This window comes from Novosphingopyxis baekryungensis DSM 16222, assembly GCF_000420305.1.
Taxonomy (GTDB): Bacteria; Pseudomonadota; Alphaproteobacteria; order Sphingomonadales; family Sphingomonadaceae; genus Novosphingopyxis; species Novosphingopyxis baekryungensis.
This window is the reverse complement of record NZ_ATUR01000005.1, coordinates 153393-173032: the sequence shown is the minus strand read 5'-3', so window position 1 is coordinate 173032 and position 19640 is coordinate 153393. Positions and strand designations below refer to the sequence as shown.

Here is a 19640-nt window from a genome sequence, read left to right as displayed (position 1 = left end):
GCCCCGGCGATCAGGTCAGCGAACGGCGGGTCTTGCCCACTTCGTCGCGAAAGAGCTTCTCCGCCAGCATGGCAAACCGGCTAAGATCCGATCGATCCTTCACGCCAAAGCTTCTGGGCTTGTTATCGAGAAGGCAGAAGGCCCCCACGCGGTGGCGGCCGTTCAGCGACAGGGGCCAGCCGGCATAGAACCGCAGTTTTGGACCACCGGCGACGATCTTGAGATGGGCGAAACGGACATCCTGCTGCAAATCGGGCACCACGAGCGGCTGATTGCCCATAATGGTGTGCTGGCAGACGGTCTGGGACTTGGGCAGTTTCATAATCGGTATGCCGGAGCTGGCCTTGAACACCTGTTCCTTGTCATCGATCAGGGTGATCGCCGCGCCCAGGCACTGGAAACGCGATGCCGCCAGCTCGACCAGTCCCTGCATGGGAATGGTACCGCTCTTGTCCATCAGATCATAAGACCGCAGGCGCGCCACGCGCTCATCTTCTACTTTTCTGTCCAATACTATCATAAGTAAACTCCCCCCGGCGTCCCATTACTTGGGCCCGACAGGATGAATATCGATCCTAGTATTTAAGATTGTCTTCGTACTTGATCGTACATGCAGCGGATGAAGCAAGACAAGACGCTACGATTTCGCGGCCGCTTTTGACGGAAATCCGCCAGTTGCGGTGGTTAACCTGCGCAGGCTGACGCCGGAAAAAAGCGCAATCAGAACAGGTTATCCACCGATTTTTTGTCGCCCAGCGGTTTGCGCCAGGTCGGTGGCGCCGCGAATCACGGAACCGCGACCAGTGCAGCGGGGCAGGTCCGCCGTCAGATTAGGGCGGCCACGGCGTCCGACGTGGCCGCCGTGCCCATGTCGCCCCCAAGATCGGCAGTGCGTGCGCCGGTGGACAGATGCGTGCGCACGGCATGTTCGATGGCGCTGGCCGCGTCTTCCTGATCCAGCGAATGGCGCAGCAGCATCGCGGCGCTCATGATGGCGCCAAGCGGGTTGGCCCTGTCCTGACCGGCAATATCCGGGGCGCTGCCATGGATGGGTTCGTACAGGCCGCGGGGGCCAAGCCCAAGCGATGCGCTGGGGGCCAGGCCGATCGAGCCGGTGAGCACCGAGGCCTCGTCCGACAGGATATCGCCGAACATGTTTTCGGTCAGGACGACGTCGAACCATGCCGGGGCTTCGATCAGCTTCATCGCCATGGCATCGACCAGCATATGATCGAGCGTGACATCGCTATATTCGCTCTCATGCAGGCGGATCACGGTCTTGCGCCAAAGGCGGCTGGTGGCCAGCACATTGGCCTTGTCGACCGAGGTCAGCCGTCCGCTGCGGCTGCGCGCCGCCTCGAACGCGATGCGCGCCACGCGCTCCACTTCCTCGGCGCTATAGGCGCATTCGTCGGTCGCGTGCTCGTCGCCTTCCTGCCGCTTGCCGAAATAGATGCCGCCGGTCAGTTCGCGCACGATCAGCAGATCGATGCCCGCCGCACGGTCGGGCTTGAGCGGGGACAGATCCTCCAGCCCCTCGAACAGCGTGATGGGCCGCAGATTGGCATAGGTGCCGAGCGCCTGGCGCAGGCCGAGCAGACCGGTTTCGGGGCGCGGGCCGCCCTGATCCCATTTCGGCCCGCCGACCGCGCCCAGCAGGATGGCATCGGCCCCTTCGCAGGCGGCGCGCGTGGCATCCGGAAACGGATCGCCATGATGGTCGATGGCGATGCCGCCAAAATCATGCGATGCGAATTGCAGGTTCAGACCGAAGCGCGCATCCGCCGCTTCCAGCACGCTGACGGCGGCGGCGGTGACTTCGGGGCCGATGCCGTCACCGGGCAGCAGGACGATATGGGCGGTCATGCAGGGGCTTTCTGTCGGTCGGTTTCATAAGACTGGATGGCGTCCATCCGGTCGGTCAGAAAGCCGAGCGGATCATTGCCTTCCAGCAGGCATTTCTTGGCGAACGGCTCCACGGTGAAGCGGGCTTCGATATCGTTGCCGCAGCGAAGCACGCCTTCTTCCAGATCGATGGTAATCTGGCGGCCGGGGCGTTCCAGCAGCCTGGCGTGCGTCTCGGCGTCGATCTCGACCGGGAGCAGGCCGTTTTTCAGCGCATTGCTCTTGAAGATATCGGCAATGTCGCTGCTGACCACGGCGCGGAAGCCGAAATCGGCGAGCGCCCAGGGCGCATGCTCGCGGCTCGATCCGCAGCCGAAATTGGGGCCTGCGACCAGGATTTCATGGCCCTTGTGCTCGGGGCCGTCGAGCGGGCTGTCCTCGCGCGGGGCCCCCGCTTCGTCATAGCGCCAGTCGTGAAAGGCATGCGCGCCCAGCCCCTCGCGGCTGGTGGTGGTGAGATAGCGTGCAGGGATGATCTGATCGGTATCGATATTGGCCTGTTTCAGCACCACCGTGCCGCTGGTCAACTGGCGGAAGGGTTCAAACATGTTCGGGCTCCCGTGCGAGGCTCGGATAATCGCGCGGATCGGCGATATGGCCGGCAATGGCGCTGGCGGCGGCGGTGGCGGGCCCGGCGAGGACGGTGCGCACGCCCTTGCCCTGCCGCCCGATGAAATTGCGGTTGGAGGTGGACACCACCAGTTCGCCCGGCTGGCCGATATCGCCGTTCATGCCGATGCACATGGAGCAGCCCGGTTCGCGCCATTCGGCCCCGGCGTCCAGGAACACGCGGTCCAGTCCCTCGGCCTCGGCATCGCGCCGGATGGCTTCTGAGCCGGGCACGATCAGCGCGGTGACGCCGCTGGCCACGCTGCGCCCGCGCATCACGGCGGCGGCGGCGCGCAGATCTTCCAGCCGCGAATTGGTGCAGCTGCCGATGAACACGCGGTCCACGGCCTGCTCCGTGAAGGGGCGATCCTCGGCAAACTGCATATAGTCGTTGGCATGGCGGGCGGCGTCGCTGTCCGTGCTGGGTAGCGATCCGCCCACGGGCGCGGCGGCATCGGGAGAAACGCCATAGGTGATCATGGGCGTGATCGCGCCGCCGTCCAGCACCGCTTCCTTGTCGAACGCCGCGCCGTCTTCTGTCGGCAGCGTCTGCCAGTCGGCCATGGCGGCGGCCCAGTCGGCGGGCACACGGTCGCGGCCCTTCAGCCAGGCAAAGGTCGTCTCGTCCGGCGCGACGAGGCCGACGCGCGCGCCCGCCTCGATCGCCATGTTGCACAAGGTCATGCGCCCTTCCATCGTGAGCGCGCGTACCGCGCTTCCGGCGAATTCCAGCGCATAGCCCTGGCCGCCATCCGCGCCGATCTGCGCGATGATGGCCAGCGCCATGTCCTTGGCGCTGCTGCCCTCTGGCAGCGTGCCGTTCACCGTGACGCGCATGGATTTCGGCTTGCGCTGCAGGATGCATTGCGTGGCCAGCACATGGCCGACTTCGGTGGTGCCGATGCCGAACGCCAGCGCGCCGAATGCGCCATGGGTGCTGGTGTGGCTGTCTCCGCAGACGATGGTCTTGCCGGGCTGGGTCAGGCCCATCTCCGGCCCGATAACATGCACGATGCCGCGCCGCGGATCGCCCAGGCCGAACAGCTCGATGCCATGTTTTTGCGTGTTGGCGATCAGCCGCTCCACCTGCTTTTCCGCCTGCGCGGTGGCATAGGGCAGCCTGCCATCCGTACCGGCTTTCAGCGTCGGCGTGCTGTGATCGAGCGTGGCCTTGGTCAGGTCCGGGCGGCGCACGGGAAGATCGCGCTCTTCCAGCACCGAAAAGGCCTGCGGGCTGGTGACTTCATGGATCAGGTGCAGATCGATATACAGGACAGCGGGCGCGTCGGTGGTTTCCGGCACCACGACGTGGCGATTCCATAATTTGTCGAACAGCGATTTGGCGGTCATGGCACTTCACTCTTAGGTTTCGTCATTCCGGCGAAGGCCGGAATCTCTTCAGGCGCTGGGCTATGGGAGATCCCGGCCTGCGCCGGGATGTCTGGGATAGATCAGGCGACCGGCGCTTCCTCTGCTGCACTTTGCTGCGCAGCATTGGTCTTGCGTGCATGATTGTTGAACGCGGCAAGCAGCGCTTCGGCGGCGGCCACGATCACATCGGTATGCTGGCTGCGCCCGCGCACCTTTTCGCCCGCGACGGTAAGGCCCACCTCGATGTCCATCTCACGCGACAGCTGATGCGCGTCGATGCTGTCCAGCGTGCCTTCCACCTCGGCAACGATGCAGAAGGCATCGCTCAACGCCTCGAACGGGCCGGTGCCGTGACCGATGGCGCTGAGCCGCCCACGATCGCGGTGATCCACCACCAGCTTGGCGGTGGGATTGGCCGTGGCCTTGGTGCCGGTGCGCAGCTCGGCACGCACCAGATGCCAGATATTAGCGACGTCCTCGCCCTCGATCAGCGCGACCAGATCGTTGTCGGTCACCTCGCGCTTGGTGTCGGCCAGCGTCTTGAACTGCGCGAAAACCGTTTCCATGCGGTTGTCGCCGATATCATAGCCCAGGCCTTCCAGCCGCGCGCGCAGGGCGTGCTTGCCCGAATGCTTGCCCAGCACCAGCGTGGACGGCACGCCGACATCGCTCGGCTCCATGATCTCATAGGTCTCGCGATTGGCGAGCATGCCGTGCTGATGGATGCCGGCTTCATGCGCAAAGGCATTGCGCCCCACCACCGCCTTGTTGCGCGGCGGCGCGTTGCCGGTGCTTTCGGCCAAGAGACCGCTGGCGGCATAGAGCCCCTGCGTGCGGATGCCGGTATCGGCGCGGTAATGATCGGCGCGCGTCTTGAGCGCCATCACCACCTCTTCCAGCGCGCAATTGCCCGCCCGCTCACCAATCCCGTTGATCGAACATTCGATCTGGCCCGCCCCGCCGCGCACGGCGGCCAGGCTGTTGGCGACGGCCATGCCCAGATCATTATGGCAGTGGGTGGAAAACACGACATGATCCTGCCGTTTGATGTTCGCGCACAGATCGCGGAACAGCTCGTACATCTCTTCCGGGCTGGTGTAGCCCACCGTGTCTGGCACGTTGAGCACGTCGGCCCCCGCATCGGCGGCCACCTGCAGCGCCTCGATCAGAAAATCGCGCTCGGTGCGGATGGCATCCTCGGCGGAAAACTCGATCTGCCCGAACTGGCCCTTGGAGGAGCTGATCGAACGCTCGATCTCGCTCAGCACCTGATCGCGGGTCAGGCGCAGCTTGGCCTCGCGGTGCAGCGGGCTGGTGCCGATGAACAGATGCAGCCGGTTGTTGTCGGACGCTTCCAGCGCGCGATGCGCCGCTTCGATATCGCCTGCCTTGGTGCGGGCGAGCGAGCAGATGACGGGCCCGGTGACTTGGGCGGCCACCTCCGCAATCGCCTTGGCATCGCCGGGCGAGGCGGCGGCAAAGCCGGCCTCCATCACATCGACGCGCAGATCCGCGAGCGAGTGGGCAATGGCCAGCTTGTGCGCGGTGGTCATGGAGAAGCCCGGTGCCTGTTCGCCATCGCGCAGCGTGGTATCGAATATCGCGATGCGACGTACGTCGGACTCCTTGGCGGTGTCTCCGGCGGTTGCGCTGTTATCCGGCTGCGGCACGGGGAATCTCCCTGATAAAACTGGTGGCGCCATCCATGTGGGCGGCGGAGATAACGCCGTACACCCGGCTGATCTGCCGGATCAATGTCGCAATCTTGCGTGTTCCGTCACGCGGATTCAGCGACAGCGTCATGATCGACCGGTCGCCGTCGGATCCCATCTGCATGGACGTGATGATCCAGCCGCGCGCCTCGATCACGCCCAGAAGTCGGCGGAGAGCACCTTCGGCAAAAGCGAATTCGATGCGGATGTTCTGAATGCTCACCACTTACTCTCCATCATGTCAGCGTTGGATTTGCCTGGCGGCACCAGCGGCCAGACATTTTCTTCCGGATCGATCCGGACATGCGCCAGGATCGGCCCCTTGGCGGCCAGCAGACGATCGATCGCGCCGTCCACCTGGCTTTTGAGATCGACCGAAAAGGCCTCGATCCCGAAACTGTTGGCGACTTCCACAAAGTCGGGATTGTCGCTCAGATCGACCTCGGAATAATTGCCCTCGAAGAACAGCTCCTGCCACTGGCGCACCAGCCCCAGCATGCTGTTGTCCAGAAGGACGATCTTGACCGGGATATTGTACCGCCGCAGCGTGGCCAGCTCCTGAATGTTCATCATGAAGCTGCCATCGCCGGAAACGCAGACCACGGTCGCGTCCGGCTCGGCCACCTTGGCGCCGATGGCGGCGGGCAGGCCATAGCCCATCGCGCCCAGGCCGCCGCTGGTGAGATGCGCCTGCGGGCGGGAAAAGCGGCAGTGCTGCGCCACCCACATCTGGTGCTGGCCGACATCGCAGGCGGCCACGAAGCTGTCGCCCGCACGCTCGGACAGCTTTTTCAGCAATTCAGGGGCGAACACGCCATTGCCCGGCGCATCGTAGCGCGGCGCATGCTCTTCCTTCAGGCGGCGGGTTTCGGCCTGCCATTCGGAAATGTCACCAGGGGTAAATTCGATGGTGCGCAGGCAGCGCTTCAGATCGCCGCACATGGTGGAATGGGCATGGCGCAGCTTGCCGAACTCGGCGGCATCGGTATCGATATGGACCACCGACGCATGCGGCGCGAAGCTGGCGAGATGGCCGGTCGCCCGGTCATCGAAGCGCGCGCCGATCACGATCAGCAGATCGGATTCCTGCACGGCGGTGTTGGCCGCGCGCCCGCCATGCATGCCTAGCATGCCAACGAAATTGGGATGCTCGACCGGCAAAACGCCAAGGCCCTGCAATGTGGCGACGGCGGGAATGCCGGTGCGCTCGGAAATGTCGCGCACCAGATCGGTGGCGTTGGAACGCGCCACGCCGCCGCCCAGATAGAGCAGGGGCTTCTTGGCCGCCGCGATCAGCTTGTCCGCTTCGGCCAGGCTTTCCGCGGAGGGGGAGGGGCGCAAATCGTCGCCTTCCATCGGTTCGTCCCATCGCGCGCAGCTGGCCTGCTGCACGTCCTTGGGCAGATCGACCAGAACCGGGCCGGGGCGGCCGCCCTCGGCAATGGCGAACGCCTCGGCCAAAGCGGCGGGAATATCGGCGGGATCGCGGATGACCACGCTGTGCTTCACGATCGGCAGGGTCAGGCCGAAGATATCGATTTCCTGAAAGGCGTCCGTGCCCATCAGCGTCTGCGGCACCTGGCCCGTGATTGCGACCAGCGGGACCGAATCCATAAAGGCATTGGCGATGCCGGTGATCAGATTGGTCGCGCCCGGCCCGCTGGTGGCCAGGCAGACCCCGGCACGCCCGGTCACACGCCCGGCGGCATCGGCGGCAAAGGCCGCCGCCTGCTCATGCCGGACCAGATAATGCTTCACCTTGCCACGGGCGAGCGCATCGTAGAGCGGCATGATCGCGCCGCCCGGATAGCCAAAAACCGATTCCACGCCCAACCGCTCCAGCGTGTCGACCACCAGTTCGGCGCCCGTGCGGACGGCGGTCTGTGGCTGTTCGGCGATGCTTGCGGGGGCAGTGGACATGGGATCGGTTCCTGTTCGGATCAGCTTAGTTCTTGGCCGTGTTCGAACCGGCCTGCAGCCACGGCATCAGCGCGCGCAACTCCTTGCCGGTCTTCTCGATCGGGTGGTTCAGATCATTGTCGAGCATCTTGTTGTAGCGCGTCTTGCCGGCCTGGTTCTCCAGGATCCAGTTATGCGCAAAGGTGCCGTCCTGAATGTCGGTGAGGACATCCTTCATGCGCGCCCGCGTCTCGTCATTCACGACGCGCGGACCGGAGACCAGATCGCCATAGATCGCGGTTTCGGAAATGAACTCGTGCATCTTGGACAGACCGCCCTCGTAGAGCAGATCGACGATCAGCTTCAACTCGTGCAGGCATTCATAATAAGCGATTTCCGGCTGATAGCCGGCGTTCACCAGCGTTTCGTAACCGGCCAGCACCAGCTCGGTCGCGCCGCCGCACAGAACGGCCTGCTCGCCGAACAGATCGGTCTCGGTCTCTTCCTTGAAGGTGGTTTCCAGCACGCCGGCGGTGGCCCCGCCGATCAGCGCGGCATAGGCCAGCGCCTTTTCCTTGGCCTTGCCGGTCGCATCCTGGTGGACGGCGATCAGGGCGGGCACGCCGCGCTGGCGCTGATATTCGCGGCGCACCAGATCGCCGGGCCCCTTGGGCGCGACCATGATGACATCGACCTTGTCGGACGGCTTGATGCGGCCATAGAGCACGGTGAAGCCATGGGCGACGAGCAGGGCATCGCCATCGGAAAGATTGGGCGCGATCTCGGCGTCGAAAATGGCCTCATGGCTCATGTCGGGCGTCAGGATGGCGATCAGCTTGGCCGCCTTGGTGGCTTCGGCCACGGTCATGACCTTCAGGCCATCGGCCTTGGCCTTTTCCGCCGTCTTGCTGCCTTCGCGTAGGCCGATGATGACGTCGCAACCGCTCTCATGCAGGTTCAGCGCATGGGCGCGGCCCTGGCTGCCATAGCCGATGACGGCGACGGGCGCGTCCTTGACGGCGGCTGGGTTGGCGTCCTTTTCGGTATAAACTTTCATCGCATTCCATCCTTTGATTTATTCGGAGAGGGCATAAGGGCGTCGGTCTCGATCGTGACCGCGCCGATCGCGGCGGAGGAAACCAGCCGCGCATATTTGTCGAACACGCCGCCCATCTTGTTGGGCGCACGCGGTGTGAAATTCTTCGCGCGCGCGTCGAAATCGCAATCGACGTCGATGCGGCGCGCCTCGGCGTCGATGGTGACGATATCGCCGGTCTGGATCAGGCCGATCGGGCCGCCGCGCGCCGCCTCGGGCGAGACATGGCCGATGACGAAGCCGTGGCTTGCGCCCGAAAAGCGGCCATCGGTGATCAGCGCGACATCGCCGGCCAGACCCTGCCCGGCAAGCGCTGCGGTGGTGGCCAGCATTTCGCGCATGCCGGGGCCGCCGCGCGGGCCTTCATAGCGGATGATGACGACATCGCCGGCGACGATCTGCCGATCGCTGACCGCGGCAAAGGCCGCTTCCTCGCCATCGAACACCTTGGCGGGGCCGGTGAAATTCAGCGCGCCGGCGGCGGCGGTTTTCAGCACCGCGCCTTCGGGGGCCAGATCGCCATAGAGGATGCGCAGGCCGCCAAATTGCTTGACCGGCGCAGCCACGGTTTTGACGACCTGTTGGCCGTCGGTCTCCGCGAAATCGTCCAGTTCCGCAAACAGGTTGCGGCCGCTGACGGTGGGGCTGTCGGCGATGATCCCGGCCTCGGCCAGACGCTTGCCGACCAGCCGCGTGCCGCCGGCATCGAACAGGTCGCGCGCCAGATACTGGCCGCCGGGCTTTAGATCGGTGATGACCGGGACGGTGCGCGTCAGCTCGTCGAAGATTTCGATGGAGAAAGGCACGCCCGCTTCCGCTGCGATGGCGGGCAGATGCAGCACGGCATTGGTCGAGCCGCCGGACGCCACGACCGAAATGGCCGCGTTGCGCAGGCTGGTCTCGGTAATGAAGCTTTTCGCGCTGGTCCCGTCATGCGCCAGCTTGGCCGCCAGACGCCCGCAGCGCTGCGCTTCCAGACCCTTTTCCTTGCTGATGGCGGGCGGATCGCCCGATCCCATGGGGGACAGGCCCATGAACGCCATCGCCATCGCCATGGTGTTGGCGGTGAACTGTCCGCCGCACGCGCCCGCGCCGGGGCAGGCTGCACGCTCGACTTCGTCCAGCTCGGCGTCCGACATATCGCCCTTGGCATGCGCGCCGACCGCTTCGAACACGTCCTGGATCGACAGGTCCTTGCCCTTGCTGTTGCCGGGCATGATCGTGCCGCCATAGAAAATCAGGCCCGGTATATCGAGCCGTGCCAGCGCCATGGCGGCGGCGGGAATGGTCTTGTCGCAGCCGACCATGATGACCGCGGCGTCCAGGCTGTGGCCCTTGACCGCCAGCTCGATCGAATCGGTGATAACCTCGCGGCTGATCAGCGAGGCGCGCATGCCTTCGCCGCCCATGGCGATGCCGTCGGTCACCGCGATGGTGTTGAAATCGATCGGCGTGCAGCCGCCATCGCGCAGGCCCTTGCGGATCGGCTCGGCCAGCAATTGCAGATGCATGTTGCACGGGGACACGCTGGTCCAGCTGTTGATCACGGCGACCATCGGCTGGGCCATGTCCTTGTCGGTAAAGCCCGCGCCGCGCAGCATGGCGCGCGCCGGCGCCTTGGCCGCGCCCTTGGTGATGGCGTCGGAGCGTTTGCCCTGGGTGGGCCGGGATGGCGTGCTGCTGTCAGTCATATCATGTTGCCGCTGTTGGAGCCGTGGGAGAAGAGGCCAATAAAAAACCCCGCGTCCTTGTGGGAGCGGGGCGGTCTATAATCCTTTTGGCTTGTCAGCTCAAAGGCGCCCCTCTTGGTGGTCAAGAAATACTACAAGCGGAAGGAGGACGAGGGCGAAGCCATCATCCACGGTGCGGTCAAAAATGGCGGACTTTGCCGTCATGCGATGCGAATCCCTTGTATGCGGCACGATGCCGTTGAGCGCGCTCTATATCATCTGCGCGCAAGAACAAGCATAAAAATTGCGCGCGGGGCGAGTTTTTTGATCGAAATCGCTGGAGGCTCCCCTGCCGGTCAGGCCTGCGCCGCCACGCCCACCACCGTCGCGCGGGCACCGGCGCGCAGCTTTTCGATCGGGTGGGCCGCCTGTCCGCTGGCGATGATCGTGGCGCAGCGATGCGCGGCGGCAAAGCGCGCAGCGGCGATCTTGGTGGCCATGCCGCCCGTTCCCACGCCCGAGCTGCTGACCCCCGCCAGCGATTCGATCTGCGGCGTGATGGCGGCGATATAGGGCATGTGCTTCGCCGCCGGATTGTCCGTCGGATCGGCATCGAACATGCCCTCCACATCCGACAGAAGCACGAGCAGATCCGCATCGGCCAGCTGCGCCACGCTGGCGGACAGCCGGTCATTGTCGCCGAAGCGCAGTTCCTCGGTGGCGACCGAATCATTCTCGTTCACCACCGGCACGGCGCCGCAGGACAGCAGCGTCTGCATGGCGGCGCGTGCATTGGCCCCGCGCCGCTCCGCCTCGATATCGCCGATCGACAGGAGCAGCTGCGCCGCCACGATGTCATGGGGCGCCAGCGCATTGTCCCAGGCGCTCATGAGCAGGGTCTGCCCCGCCGCCGCCGCCGCCTGCCGCTCGGTCACCACATCGGATCGCGCCAGCCCCAGTCGCGGCCAGCCGAACGCCATGGCGCCGGAGGTGACGATGATCACGCGCTTGCCGCCCTCCCGCAGCGCCGCGATATCCTCCGCCAGTGCATGCAGCCAGGCCACCCGCGGGCGGCCCCTGGCGCGGTCTATCAGCAGCGAGCTGCCGACCTTGATGACGATGGTCGATGCGCGATCAAGCAGCTGCGCGGCGCTGTTTTCATGCTGATCCATGCTCGGGCTCCGGTCTCCAACAGGCGCGTTCTTGCGCGGCGCATACGGATAAGGCCGCCAATGGCGGGCGTCCGGCGCGTTGCCACAAGCCATGGCGCATCGAAAGCCTGCAATTTTCCCGCCCCCGATTTGAACAAGCTTGCTACAAGCGCATTGAGCCGTAGCAGAGCGTCTTTCAGGCGCCGCGATTCTGAGGACCTCTTCCCAGGGAGTAGAGACCATAGCTGACCACAAGACTTCGGACGGCGATCAGCGCTGTCAGAACCTTATCCTCTTCGGCGCCACCGGCGATCTGGCCAAGCGCATGTTGTTGCCATCGCTCTATGCCTTGCATGCGGACGCGCTGATTGCGCCCAATCTGAAGATCTTCGGTACCGCGCGCAGCGAACTGACCGATGATGGCTTCCGCGATATGGCGCGCGATGCGCTGGACGAATTTCTGCCGACCGACCGCAAGGACGAGGGCGCGATCGCCAGCTTTCTGGAGCGGCTGTTCTATCAGCCGCTCGATGCCTCGACGATCGAGGGGTTCGACGATCTGGCGGCCAAGGTGGGCGATATCAGCTGCGGCCTCGCCATTTTCCTGTCGACCGCGCCGTTCCTGTTCGAACCCACCATCCGCGGCCTGCAGTCCGCCGGTCTGGCAGGCGACAATGTCCGCATCGGCCTGGAAAAGCCGCTCGGCACGGATTTCGAAAGCTCCGCGCAGATCAACGATGCCGTGGCCGCCGTCTTCCCCGAGGAGCGCACCTTCCGCATCGACCATTATCTGGGCAAGGAAACGGTGCAGAACCTGATGGCGCTGCGCTTTGCCAATATGCTGTTCGAACCGGTGTGGAATTCGAACAATATCGACCATGTCCAGATCACCGTAACCGAAACGGTCGGCCTGGAAGGGCGCGCGGATTTCTATGACGATACCGGCGCGCTGCGCGATATGGTGCAGAACCATATGCTGCAGTTGCTGGCGCTGATCGCCATGGAGCCGCCCGGCAATTTCGATGCCACCGCGATCCGCGACGAAAAGGTCAAGGTGCTGCGCGCGCTGCGCCCCGTGCCGGAAGGCGACAGCGTGACCGGCCAATATGGCGACGGCGCGGTGAAGGGCGAGCCGGTGAAAAGCTATGGCGACGATCTGGGCGACGGCTCGGACACCGAGACCTTCGTGGCCCTGAAGGCGCATGTCGACAATTGGCGCTGGCAGGGCGTGCCCTTCTATCTGCGCACCGGCAAACGCATGGCCGATCGCCGCAGCGAGATCGTGGTGCAGTTCAAGCCGGTGCCGCACAATATCTTTGTGGGACGCGAGGGACGGCTGGAGGCCAACACGCTGATCATCCGCCTGCAGCCGGAGGAATATGTCCGGCTGCTGGTGATGGCCAAGGAGCCGGGGATCGACCGGGACAAGATCGTACTGCGCGAGGTGCCGCTGGACCTGTCGCTCAGCCAGGCCTTTGCCGGTACGCGCCGCCGTATCGCCTATGAGCGGCTGTTGCTCGATCTGGTGGAGGGCGATCAGACGCTGTTCGTCCGCCGCGACGAGGTGGAGGCGCAGTGGAAGTGGATCGACGAGATTCGCGAGACCTGGAAGACGAGCGGAAAGAAACCCAAAAGTTACAACGCCGGAGGCTGGGGCCCAAGCGCCGCGATTGCGCTGACCGAGCGGGATGGAGTGAGCTGGCATGATTGATCGCAAAAGTTTCGGCAGCACCGAAGAGCTGCACGACAAGGTGGCGGCGGACGTCACCAAGATCCTGCGAAACGCGTTGCTGGAAAGCGGGCAGTCGCTGATTGCGCTGTCGGGCGGGTCCAGCCCGTTCCCGATCTACGAAAAGCTGTCGCGCACCGGGCTTGGCTGGGAAAAGGTTTCGATCATCCCTGCCGACGACCGCATCGTGGAAGAAGACAGCGAGCTGTCGAACATCGCCGCCCTGCGCCGCGTGTTCGGCGATACCGGCGCGACCATCTCTCCGCTGTTCGAGACGGCGGGAAACGAGGCCCAGGCGGCGGTCGAGGCGCGCGGCATTGCCGACAAGCTGAAATTCCCGCTCGATCTGATCTGGCTCGGCATGGGCAGCGACGGGCATTTCGCCAGCGTCTTTCCCGGCCCGGATTATGACACCGCGTTCAAGCCGCCGGCGCAGGCCAAGGCGGTGCGCGTGCGGCCAGATCCGCTGCCGCCTGAAGCGCCGGTATCCCGCATCACCCTGTCGGTGCCCTGCATTTCCAATGCGCGCCACATCATCATGGTGATCTCCGGCCATGAAAAGCGCGCCGTGCTGGACCGCGCGATTACCGACGGGGAAAGCTCGGGCCTGCCGGTGGCCCGCTTCTTCGCGCAGCTCGACCGCAATATCACGATTTACGAGGGACCCTGACATGACCCTGCATCCCAAAGTCGCCGAAGTGACCGAGCGCGTGATCGAACGATCGCGCGACGGCCGCGCCCGCTATCTCGATCTGATCGAGCGGCAGAAGGATGAAGGCACCCGCCGCTCGGTGCTCAGCTGCGGCAATCTGGCCCATGCCTTTGCCGCCAGCGGGGAAGACAAATCGACCATCCGGCAGGCGCGGGCCACCAATCTGGCTATCGTCACCGCCTATAATGACATGCTGTCCGCGCATGCGCCCTATTATCGCTATCCCGAGCTGATCAAGGTCTTTGCGCGCGAAAAGGGCGCCACTGCGCAGGTCGCGGGCGGCGTGCCGGCGATGTGCGACGGGGTGACGCAGGGGCAGGATGGCATGGAGCTGTCGCTGTTCAGCCGCGATACCATTGCGCTGGCCTCTGTCGTGGGCCTCAGCCACGCCATGTATGAAGGCGCGCTGATGCTGGGTATCTGTGACAAGATCGTGCCCGGCCTGCTGATCGCCGCGCTGCGCTTTGGCCATTTGCCGGCGATCTTCGTGCCCGCCGGGCCGATGCCGTCCGGCCTCGCTAACAAGGAAAAGCAGCGCGTGCGCCAGCTTTATGCCGAGGGCAAGGTGGGCCGCGATGAGCTGCTGGAAGCCGAAAGCGCCAGCTATCACGGCATGGGCACCTGCACCTTTTACGGCACGGCCAACAGCAACCAGATGATGATGGAAGTGATGGGCCTGCACGTGCCGGGCGCCGCCTTCCCCAATCCCGGCACCAAGATCCGCCAGGAGCTGACCCGTGCCGCCGTGCACCGGCTGACCGAAATCGGATCGGACGGCGAGGATTATCGCCCAGTCGGCCGCGTGATCAATGAAAAGGCGATCGTGAATGCCATCGTCGGGCTGCTGGCGACGGGCGGATCGACCAACCATACCATCCACATTCCCGCCTTTGCGCGGGCGGCGGGCATCATCGTCGACTGGCAGGATTTCAGCGATCTGGCCGATGTCGTGCCGCTGCTGAGCCGCATCTATCCCAATGGATCGGGCGACGTGAATCACTTCCAGGCGGCGGGCGGCATGGGCTATGTCATCCGCGAGCTGATCGGCGGCGGCTATCTGCACGGCGATATCATGACCGTCTGGCATTCGGATCTGAACGGCTATGCCGAGGAGCCGTTTCTGGCCGATGAAGGCGGGCTCACCTGGAAGCCCGCGCCGCAAGTCAGCGCCGACGACAGCATGCTGCGCCCCGCCGACGCGCCGTTTCAGGCAACCGGCGGCCTTGCCCTGATGCAGGGCAATCTGGGCCGCTGCATCATGAAGACCAGCGCGGTGGACGAGGACCGCTGGACGATCGAGGCCCCGTGCCGGATTTTCGAACGGCAGGACGATGTGCGCGGCGCCTTCGAATCGGGCGAGCTGGACCGCGACGTCGTGGTCGTGGTGCGTCATCAGGGCCCCAAGGCGAACGGTATGCCGGAACTGCACAAGCTCACGCCTCCGCTCGGCGTGCTGCAGGACCGCGGATACCGCGTCGCGCTGCTGACCGACGGGCGCATGTCCGGGGCCAGCGGCAAGGTGCCCGCCGCGATCCATCTTTCGCCCGAAGCCCTGGGCGGCGGGCCGATCGGCAAGCTGCGCGATGGCGATATCGTCAGGGTCTGCGCACGCACCGGCGTGGTCGAGGCGCTGGTCGATGCCGCCGAATGGGATGCGCGCGAACATGCCGCCGCGCAGCTCGACAATGTCGGGCTGGGCCGCGAGCTGTTCGGCCTGATGCGCGCGCATGCCGATGAGGCGGAAAAGGGCGGGTCTGCCATGTTGGCCGAGGCGGGGCTGTAATCATGCGGATCGTAGTTGCCGATATCGGAGGCACCCATGCCCGCTTCGCCATCGCCGAGGTGGCCGAGGGCCGGGTGGTCTCACTGGGCGAGCCGACCAAGATGCGCGCCGCCGATCATGCCAGCCTGCAGATCGCCTGGGAGGCCTATGGCGCCACGCTGGACGAACCGATGCCGCGCCACGCCGCCATCGCCATCGCCGCGGCGATCCGCGTCGAGGTGATCAAATTCACCAACAATCCCTGGATCGTCCGGCCCGCGCTGATCGACAGCAAGCTGAAGCTGGACAGCCATGTGCTGCTCAATGATTTCGAAGCGGTCGCCCATGCCGTTGCCGCGGTGGATGACGATTATCTGCTGCACGTCACCGGGCCGGAAGGGCCGCTGCCGAAAGACGGTGTGGTCACGGTGGTCGGCCCCGGCACCGGCCTTGGCGTGGCGATTCTGCTGCGCAAGGACGGCGCGATCAGCGTGCTGCCGACCGAAGGCGGCCACAGCGATTTCGCGCCGCTGGACGAGGTCGAGGACCGGCTGCTGGAACATCTGCGCAAGAAGCACAACCGCGTCTCGGTGGAGCGCGTGGTGGCCGGGCCGGGCCTGCGGTCGATCTGGGAAGTGCTGGCGCAGTTCGAAGGCCGCGATATTCCGCGCGGCGACGACAAGGCGCTGTGGACCGCCGCGCTGGAGGGCAAGGATTCGATGGCCGAAGCCGCGCTCGATCGCTTCTGCCTTTGCCTGGGCGCGGTGGTTGGCGATATCGCGCTGACGCATGGGCCCGGAGCGGTCGTTCTGGCGGGCGGGCTGGGCGCTCGGCTGACGAACTTCCTGCCCAGATCCGGCTTTGCCGAACGCTTCGCCGCCAAGGGCCGTTTCCAGTCTCTCATGGAGCGTCAGCCGGTCAAGCTGATCTCCCACCCCGAACCCGGCCTCTATGGCGCTGCCGCCGCATTTGCCGCCCAACATCACGCAAAGGACATCTCATGAACTCCATCGAAACCATCATGCGGACCGCGCCGGTCATTCCGGTGCTGGTGATCGATGACGTCGCCACCGCGCGCGCCATGGCCGAGGCGCTGGTGGCCGGCGGCCTGCGCGTGCTGGAGGTCACCTTGCGGACCGAGGCGGCGCTAGGCGCCATCGAAGAGATGAAGAAGGTGCCCGGTGCCATCGTCGGTGCTGGTACCGTGCTGGATGCCAGGGGGCTGGAGCGGTCGCTGGCGGCCGGCGCCGAGTTCATCGTATCTCCGGGCCTGACCGAATCGCTGGGCAAGGCCGCGCTGCATCAGCAGGTGCCGTTTCTTCCCGGTATCGCCAATGCCGGCGATATCATGCGCGGGCTGGACATGGGGCTGACGCATTTCAAATTCTTTCCGGCCGAAGCTTCGGGTGGCATCAAGGCGCTCAAAGCGCTCAGCGGCCCGTTCGGCCAGATCCAGTTCTGCCCGACCGGCGGCATCACCGAATCGACCGCCAGCGACTGGCTGGCGCTGGAGCCGGTGCTGTGCGTGGGCGGCAGCTGGCTGGTGCCCAAGGGCGAAAGCGACTATGCTGCCATCCGGCAACGCGCCGAGCAGGCCAGCGCGCTGACTCGCTGACCTGCTGGCGCGCTGCGGCAGGAATATGCCGTTGCCCGTTGACGGGCGGCGGTCTTTCGCTTAAGTGCCCTGCTTGAATGCGACCGTGCCGCGATGCGCGGTCTTTTTTGTTTCGATATGAACCTTCGAGGATTTTATGGCCAATACGCCGCAGGCAAAAAAACGGATTCGCCGCAACGCGAAGCGTGAGCTCGTCAACAAGAACCGGCTGAGCCGCGTGCGGACCTACATCAAGAAGGTCGAAACCGCGATTGAAGCTGGTGACAAGGATGCCGCCAGCGCTGCGCTGCGCGAAATGCAGCCGGAATTGGCGCGCGGCGTTTCCAAGGGCATTTACCATCAGAACACCGCATCGCGGAAGATGAGCCGTCTCAACAAGCGCGTCGCCGCTATCTGATTCGACCGTCACGTCCGACTTTTCGGAAGGCCCGCCCCACGCATGTGAGGCGGGCCTTTTTTTGTGCCGATGGCGCGGGAAGGCGATGCCACGGCAACTCCACGATTCGTGGGTGACCCACCCGAAGCGCCCTGTGGGTAAGCGGTTGAAAACAGACCGCTTTAGGACGCATCAACCGTTTTGCGTGCTTTGATGAGTCAACGGTATATTTCAGTTATTTTTCACTGTGCACCACTTGTGCGATGCCTTTTTTGCTGTCTACAAAAGGGTCTGGGCAGCGAGCGCCGCGATCGCGAACTGTTCCAAGAGGCATCGAAATGAAGGGACCCGGGCGAGCAGCCGCTTTCCGGACGGGGCCGCATTGTGTCTATCCAAGAGCCCAACGGGGCTGGCGGATCAAGGGGTGGTTAATAATGGGAAATTCAGTGGCGATCATGCGTAACGGATCGAACGGGGACGAGTTGGGAGAGGCTTGGCAGGCGATAGCCGGGGGACTGCGCCGGGATATGGGCGCACAGATATTCGGGCAGTGGATCCGGCCCATCAAGCTGGGGGATTTCGATCGGGAAGAAGGCGCGCTGGAATTGCTGCTGCCGTCCGACTTTTCCGCCAAATGGGTGCGCGATCATTATCTGGACCGGCTTACGCTGGCCTGGAAGAGCGTGGTGCCAGGCATCCGGTCTCTCGCGATCCGCGCGCGCCCCAATGGCGCCCAGATTCACCGGCTCCGGCCCGCGGACGAGTTTGCCCCGCCCAGCGAGCGCGAGCTTTCCGAAGCGCAGGATAGTGCCCTCGACCCGCGCTACACCTTTGACAATTTCGTGGCGGCGCAGGGCAATGTGCTGGCGCTGACCGCCGCACAGCGGATGGCCGCGCCGGAAGCGCCGCTGTTCAATCCACTCTATCTTCAGGCCGCGACGGGGCAGGGCAAGACGCATCTGATGCACGCCATCGGCCATGCCTGGCGCGCCGCCAATCCGGGCGCCAGGGTGGTCTATATGCCCGCCGAGCGCTTCATGATGGAATTCGTGACCGCCATGCGCGCCAAGGAAACCATGGCGTTCAAGACCCGTCTGCGCGCCGCCGATCTGCTGCTGATCGACGATATCCAGTTCATCATCGGCAAGATGTCGACGCAGGAGGAGTTTCTCCACACGATCGACGCCATCGTCGGCTCGGGCAAGCGGTTGGTGGTGGCGGCCGACCGCGCGCCGCAGGCGCTGGACGGTGTCGATCAGCGCATCCTGTCCCGCCTGTCGCAGGGGCTGGTGGCGGATATTCAGCCTGCTGATCTGGAGCTGCGCCGCTCGATCCTGGAGCATCGGCTGGACAGCATGCCGTCGGTGCAGGTGGGCGAGGATGTGGTCGAGTTTCTGGCGCGCACCATCAGCCGCAATGTCCGCGAGCTGGAGGGCGGCCTCAACAAGCTGCTGGCCTATGCGCAGCTGACCGGCAAGCCCGTTTCCAAGCAGCTGGCCGAAGAGCAGCTGAAGGACATATTGAGCGCCTGCCGCCGCCGCATCACGATCGACGAGATCCAGCGCACGGTGTGCGAATATTACCGGATCGATCGCAGCGAGATGTCTTCCAAGCGCCGCGCCCGCGCCATCGTGCGGCCCCGGCAGGTGGCGATGTATATCGCCAAGATGATGACGCCGCGCAGCTATCCCGAGATCGGCCGCAAATTTGGCGGACGCGATCACAGCACGGTGATTCATGCGGTCCGGCTGGTCGAGGAATTGCGCGGCAAGGACAGCGAGATGGACAATGATGTCCGCGCGCTGCTGCGCCAGCTGGAAGCCTGAAAGATGGCACTCAAGTACGTGGGCGATCCGAAGCTGCCTTCATTTGAAGACTTTGCAAAGAGTCTGGTGCAGCTTCAGCTGGATTCGGAAAAACGATTGGAAGATTCCCTCAAGGCAGAAGATATGGCCGAAATTGCTTCGGCTCGCAAATCACTCAATCAGATTGAGGGCATCTTGAAACGCTCTCAAATCACCATCAAGAGATGA

At 64.6% G+C, this 19640-nt stretch carries 18 protein-coding genes; 8 read left to right on the top strand and 10 right to left on the bottom strand.

Going from position 1 to position 19640, the window contains the following annotated elements:
* Positions 1–10 precede the first annotated feature (10 nt).
* The 10 genes from G410_RS16330 to proB form a co-directional block, all read right to left on the bottom strand.
* The gene (locus G410_RS16330; RefSeq protein WP_022673522.1) at positions 11–520 is read right to left on the bottom strand and encodes a GAF domain-containing protein; all 510 of its coding nucleotides are present in this window, start codon (positions 518–520) and stop codon (positions 11–13) included.
* A gap of 305 nt (positions 521–825) precedes the next feature.
* A complete protein-coding gene (gene leuB, locus G410_RS16325; RefSeq protein ID WP_022673521.1) occupies positions 826–1866 on the bottom strand; it encodes a 3-isopropylmalate dehydrogenase in 1041 nt (346 codons plus the stop codon).
* Positions 1863–2453 (bottom strand): 3-isopropylmalate dehydratase small subunit, encoded by a 591-nt coding sequence (gene leuD, locus G410_RS0110005; RefSeq protein WP_022673520.1) that lies wholly within the window; start codon positions 2451–2453, stop codon positions 1863–1865. The genes leuB and leuD overlap by 4 nt, the downstream gene beginning before the upstream one ends.
* Positions 2446–3864 carry a 3-isopropylmalate dehydratase large subunit gene (gene leuC / locus G410_RS0110000; RefSeq protein ID WP_022673519.1) on the bottom strand — a complete coding sequence of 473 codons (1419 nt, stop codon included), beginning with the start codon at positions 3862–3864 and terminating at the stop codon, positions 2446–2448. The genes leuD and leuC overlap by 8 nt, the downstream gene beginning before the upstream one ends.
* A 101-nt stretch (positions 3865–3965) precedes the next feature.
* A complete protein-coding gene (locus G410_RS16320) occupies positions 3966–5555 on the bottom strand; it encodes a 2-isopropylmalate synthase (RefSeq protein WP_022673518.1) in 1590 nt (529 codons plus the stop codon).
* A complete protein-coding gene (locus G410_RS16315; RefSeq protein WP_033317546.1) occupies positions 5539–5820 on the bottom strand; it encodes an ACT domain-containing protein in 282 nt (93 codons plus the stop codon). Before G410_RS16315 ends, G410_RS16320 begins: the two co-directional genes overlap by 17 nt.
* The gene (gene ilvG, locus G410_RS0109985; protein WP_022673516.1) at positions 5817–7517 is read right to left on the bottom strand and encodes an acetolactate synthase 2 catalytic subunit; all 1701 of its coding nucleotides are present in this window, start codon (positions 7515–7517) and stop codon (positions 5817–5819) included. Before ilvG ends, G410_RS16315 begins: the two co-directional genes overlap by 4 nt.
* 25 nt (positions 7518–7542) lie before the next feature.
* Positions 7543–8553, bottom strand: coding sequence for a ketol-acid reductoisomerase (gene ilvC, locus G410_RS0109980; protein ID WP_022673515.1), 1011 nt, complete (start codon positions 8551–8553; stop codon positions 7543–7545).
* Positions 8550–10283 carry a dihydroxy-acid dehydratase gene (gene ilvD / locus G410_RS0109975; RefSeq protein WP_022673514.1) on the bottom strand — a complete coding sequence of 578 codons (1734 nt, stop codon included), beginning with the start codon at positions 10281–10283 and terminating at the stop codon, positions 8550–8552. The genes ilvC and ilvD overlap by 4 nt, the downstream gene beginning before the upstream one ends.
* Positions 10284–10618: 335 nt before the next feature.
* Positions 10619–11434: a glutamate 5-kinase gene (gene proB / locus G410_RS0109970; RefSeq protein ID WP_022673512.1), complete on the bottom strand. Its 816-nt coding sequence runs from the start codon at positions 11432–11434 to the stop codon at positions 10619–10621.
* A 220-nt stretch (positions 11435–11654) separates the two neighbouring features.
* Here proB and zwf point away from each other — a divergent pair, with 220 nt between their 5' ends.
* From zwf to G410_RS0109930, 8 genes are all read left to right on the top strand, one after another.
* The gene (gene zwf / locus G410_RS0109965; protein WP_051137263.1) at positions 11655–13124 is read left to right on the top strand and encodes a glucose-6-phosphate dehydrogenase; all 1470 of its coding nucleotides are present in this window, start codon (positions 11655–11657) and stop codon (positions 13122–13124) included.
* On the top strand, positions 13117–13812 hold the full coding sequence (gene pgl, locus G410_RS0109960; RefSeq protein ID WP_022673510.1) for a 6-phosphogluconolactonase: 696 nt from the start codon (positions 13117–13119) through the stop codon (positions 13810–13812). The genes zwf and pgl overlap by 8 nt, the downstream gene beginning before the upstream one ends.
* A gap of 1 nt (position 13813) precedes the next feature.
* Positions 13814–15637, top strand: a complete 1824-nt coding sequence (gene edd / locus G410_RS0109955; protein WP_022673509.1) for a phosphogluconate dehydratase — start codon at positions 13814–13816, stop codon at positions 15635–15637.
* A gap of 2 nt (positions 15638–15639) precedes the next feature.
* Complete coding sequence (gene glk, locus G410_RS0109950) at positions 15640–16620, top strand: glucokinase (protein WP_022673508.1); 981 nt, start codon at positions 15640–15642, stop codon at positions 16618–16620.
* Complete coding sequence (gene eda / locus G410_RS0109945; RefSeq protein ID WP_022673507.1) at positions 16617–17231, top strand: bifunctional 4-hydroxy-2-oxoglutarate aldolase/2-dehydro-3-deoxy-phosphogluconate aldolase; 615 nt, start codon at positions 16617–16619, stop codon at positions 17229–17231. The genes glk and eda overlap by 4 nt, the downstream gene beginning before the upstream one ends.
* Positions 17232–17367: 136 nt before the next feature.
* Entirely contained in the window at positions 17368–17628 is a 261-nt protein-coding gene (rpsT, locus tag G410_RS0109940; protein WP_022673506.1) for a 30S ribosomal protein S20, read from the top strand.
* A gap of 434 nt (positions 17629–18062) precedes the next feature.
* Positions 18063–19433, top strand: a complete 1371-nt coding sequence (gene dnaA, locus G410_RS0109935) for a chromosomal replication initiator protein DnaA (protein ID WP_051137272.1) — start codon at positions 18063–18065, stop codon at positions 19431–19433.
* Between the two features lie 3 nt (positions 19434–19436).
* A complete protein-coding gene (locus tag G410_RS0109930) occupies positions 19437–19640 on the top strand; it encodes a hypothetical protein (protein WP_028971329.1) in 204 nt (67 codons plus the stop codon).

Bases quoted from the DNA above. Each gene is read 5' to 3' on its own strand.
- G410_RS16330 (WP_022673522.1), bottom strand. From the start codon at position 520: ATGATAGTATTGGACAGAAAAGTAGAAGATGAGCGCGTGGCGCGCCTG.
- leuB (WP_022673521.1), bottom strand. From the start codon at position 1,866: ATGACCGCCCATATCGTCCTGCTGCCCGGTGACGGCATCGGCCCCGAA.
- leuD (WP_022673520.1), bottom strand. From the start codon at position 2,453: ATGTTTGAACCCTTCCGCCAGTTGACCAGCGGCACGGTGGTGCTGAAA.
- leuC (WP_022673519.1), bottom strand. From the start codon at position 3,864: ATGACCGCCAAATCGCTGTTCGACAAATTATGGAATCGCCACGTCGTG.
- ilvG (WP_022673516.1), bottom strand. From the start codon at position 7,517: ATGTCCACTGCCCCCGCAAGCATCGCCGAACAGCCACAGACCGCCGTC.
- ilvC (WP_022673515.1), bottom strand. From the start codon at position 8,553: ATGAAAGTTTATACCGAAAAGGACGCCAACCCAGCCGCCGTCAAGGAC.
- ilvD (WP_022673514.1), bottom strand. From the start codon at position 10,283: ATGACTGACAGCAGCACGCCATCCCGGCCCACCCAGGGCAAACGCTCC.
- proB (WP_022673512.1), bottom strand. From the start codon at position 11,434: ATGGATCAGCATGAAAACAGCGCCGCGCAGCTGCTTGATCGCGCATCG.
- pgl (WP_022673510.1), top strand. From the start codon at position 13,117: ATGATTGATCGCAAAAGTTTCGGCAGCACCGAAGAGCTGCACGACAAG.
- edd (WP_022673509.1), top strand. From the start codon at position 13,814: ATGACCCTGCATCCCAAAGTCGCCGAAGTGACCGAGCGCGTGATCGAA.
- glk (WP_022673508.1), top strand. From the start codon at position 15,640: ATGCGGATCGTAGTTGCCGATATCGGAGGCACCCATGCCCGCTTCGCC.
- eda (WP_022673507.1), top strand. From the start codon at position 16,617: ATGAACTCCATCGAAACCATCATGCGGACCGCGCCGGTCATTCCGGTG.
- rpsT (WP_022673506.1), top strand. From the start codon at position 17,368: ATGGCCAATACGCCGCAGGCAAAAAAACGGATTCGCCGCAACGCGAAG.
- dnaA (WP_051137272.1), top strand. From the start codon at position 18,063: ATGCGTAACGGATCGAACGGGGACGAGTTGGGAGAGGCTTGGCAGGCG.
- G410_RS0109930 (WP_028971329.1), top strand. From the start codon at position 19,437: ATGGCACTCAAGTACGTGGGCGATCCGAAGCTGCCTTCATTTGAAGAC.